Annotated in this window: 1 protein-coding gene; it reads left to right on the top strand. The window is 60.1% G+C overall.

The genetic code is table 11. The features are described from left to right. Positions 1-78: 78 nt before the first annotated feature. Complete coding sequence (locus B3520_RS11885) at positions 79-2466, top strand: glycoside hydrolase family 127 protein (protein ID WP_286806044.1); 2388 nt, start codon at positions 79-81, stop codon at positions 2464-2466. The last annotated feature ends 56 nt before the right edge of the window (positions 2467-2522 follow it).

Raw genomic sequence — 2522 nt, 5'->3', positions numbered from 1 at the left:
CCGCATCCGCCGTAACCCAACTCTCCGCATCCCCCGTCACCTCCCCGAAAAACACCAGACCAACGACTGGCAACCACCATGAAAAAAATCCTCCCAGCCCTACTGACTGCCACCTTCGCCCTCGGCTGCACCCAAACCACCGATCGGGCCGAACCGCAACAAACCGGCGTCGACACCTTCCCGCTCACCCAGGTCCGCCTGCTCGACGGCAGCCCTTTCAAGCGCGCCGAACAGACCAACCTGCGGTACGTTTACGCCATGGACCCGGACCGACTGCTCGCGCCCTACCTGCGCGAAGCGGGGCTGGAGCCGAAAAAAAGCACCTACGGCAACTGGGAAGGCTCCGGGTTGGATGGCCACATAGGTGGTCACTACCTGACGTCGTTGGCGCTAGCCTACGCATCCACGGGCGATGGTGAAGCCCTGCGTCGCCTGGATTATATGCTGGACGAACTTCAGCGCGCCCAGCAGGCCAATGGCAATGGTTACCTCGGCGGTGTGCCGGGCAGCAAAGCCTTGTGGGAAGAAATTGAGCGGGGCGAGATTGACGCCGACCTGTTCGCACTGAATGGCAAGTGGGTGCCCTGGTACAACGTGCACAAGGTCTACGCCGGCTTGCGCGATGCGTATCTGATTGCGGGCCGCGAACAGGCGTTGGACATGCTGATTGAGTTGTCGGACTGGACCATCGACCTGGTGGACGGTCTGAGTGATGAGCAGATTCAGGCTATGTTACGCAGTGAACACGGCGGCATGAACGAAGTGTTTGCCGACCTGGCGGACATTACCGGGGAAGAAAAATACCTGCGTCTGGCGAAACAGTTTTCCCATGAGCAGATTCTGGACCCGCTGCTGCAACATCAGGATGAACTGAATGGTCTGCACGCCAACACCCAGATCCCGAAAGTGGTGGGCTACCAGCGAGTCGCCGAAGTATCGGGCGACCCGGAATGGTCTGAGGCGGCGGATTACTTCTGGCGTACGGTGGTGTACGAACGTTCCGTGGCCATCGGTGGCAACAGCGTGCGTGAGCACTTCCATCCGACCGATGATTTCAGCTCCATGGTCAGCGATCGGGAAGGGCCGGAAACCTGTAACACCTACAACATGCTCAAGCTCTCCAGGCTGCTGTACGACGATGCCGCCGAGCTGGAATACATCGACTACTACGAGCGGGCACTGTACAACCACATCCTGTCCAGTCAGCACCCGGATCACGGCGGCCTGGTGTATTTCACGCCGATGCGTCCGGGGCACTACCGGATGTACTCCCAGCCGGAACAGGCCATGTGGTGTTGTGTCGGTTCGGGGATTGAAAACCACTTCAAATACGGCGAACTGATTTACGCCCACAACGATCGGGATCTCTACGTCAATCTTTTCATCCCGTCCCGTCTGACCTGGGAGCAGGCCGGTATCACCCTGGCCCAAGAAACCGCCTTCCCCGATACCGACGTGACCGAGCTGACGCTGGAAAAAGGCGAGGGCCGTTTTGCCCTGAAGTTGCGCTATCCCGTCTGGGTTGAGCCCGGTGCGCTGGAGGTGTCCATCAATGGTGAACGTGTAGAGACCAAGGCCTCTCCCGGTGAGTATGTCAGCATCGAACGGAACTGGCAGGCGGGCGATAAAGTCCGGGTTACCCTGCCCATGACCACCCGGTTGGAGCAGCTGCCGGACGGTTCGGATTATTACGCCGTACTTCATGGCCCCATCGTGTTAGCCGCCAAAACCGATGTGATTCAAAATGAGAAACTGAACTTCCTCAGCGATGACAGCCGCATGGGACATATCGCCGATGGCGCTCTCTGCCCACCCGAGGCGACACCGGTGATGGTCAGCGAGCCAGAGGCGTTTCTGGAACAGTTGTCGCCGGTACCGGGTCAGCCGATGATCTTCCGTGCCAGCGCCGGGCTGGACGTGGCCGACCAGGACAGCGTGGATCTGATACCCTTCTATCGCGTGCACGACAGCCGCTACACCATCTACTGGCCCCAGGCCAATGGCGACCAGAGCGAAGCGCGGATGAAAGCCGAGCGGGAGCGCCTGGCGTTGGACGCGCTGACCATTGATGCAGTGGCACCGGGAGAGCAACAGCCGGAGTCGGACCACTTCTTCAAGGGTGAGAATACCGAGGCGGGCGTTCATCTCGGGCGCCACTGGCGCCACGCGTCCGGTTGGTTCAGCTACGAGCTGCGCGATCCCCAGCGCCAAGCCAAGTTCTTACGCATCACCTACTTCGGGGGCGATGCCGGTCGCTCATTCGATATTCTGATCAATGGCCAGACATTGGCCGAAGTGACCTTACCGGAAGGGAAGGGCGCGGATTTCTATCATGTGGACTACGAGCTGCCAGTGGCGTGGGTCCGTGAAGCCGAAGAGGGCGTACTGACCCTCAAATTCGAAGCCAAGCCCGGCTCCATAGCCGGCGGCATCTACGGCGTCCGCCTGCTGCGCGATAAACCTTGAAGGCTTCGGTAACGGCGGATGCGGCTTCCCAGTGTATGCGTAGGGCGGATAAGCGC

This window comes from Marinimicrobium sp. UBA4509 (assembly GCF_002388575.1).
Classification (GTDB): Bacteria; Pseudomonadota; Gammaproteobacteria; order Pseudomonadales; family Cellvibrionaceae; genus Marinimicrobium; species Marinimicrobium koreense.
This window is presented reverse-complemented; position numbering and strand designations above follow the sequence as displayed.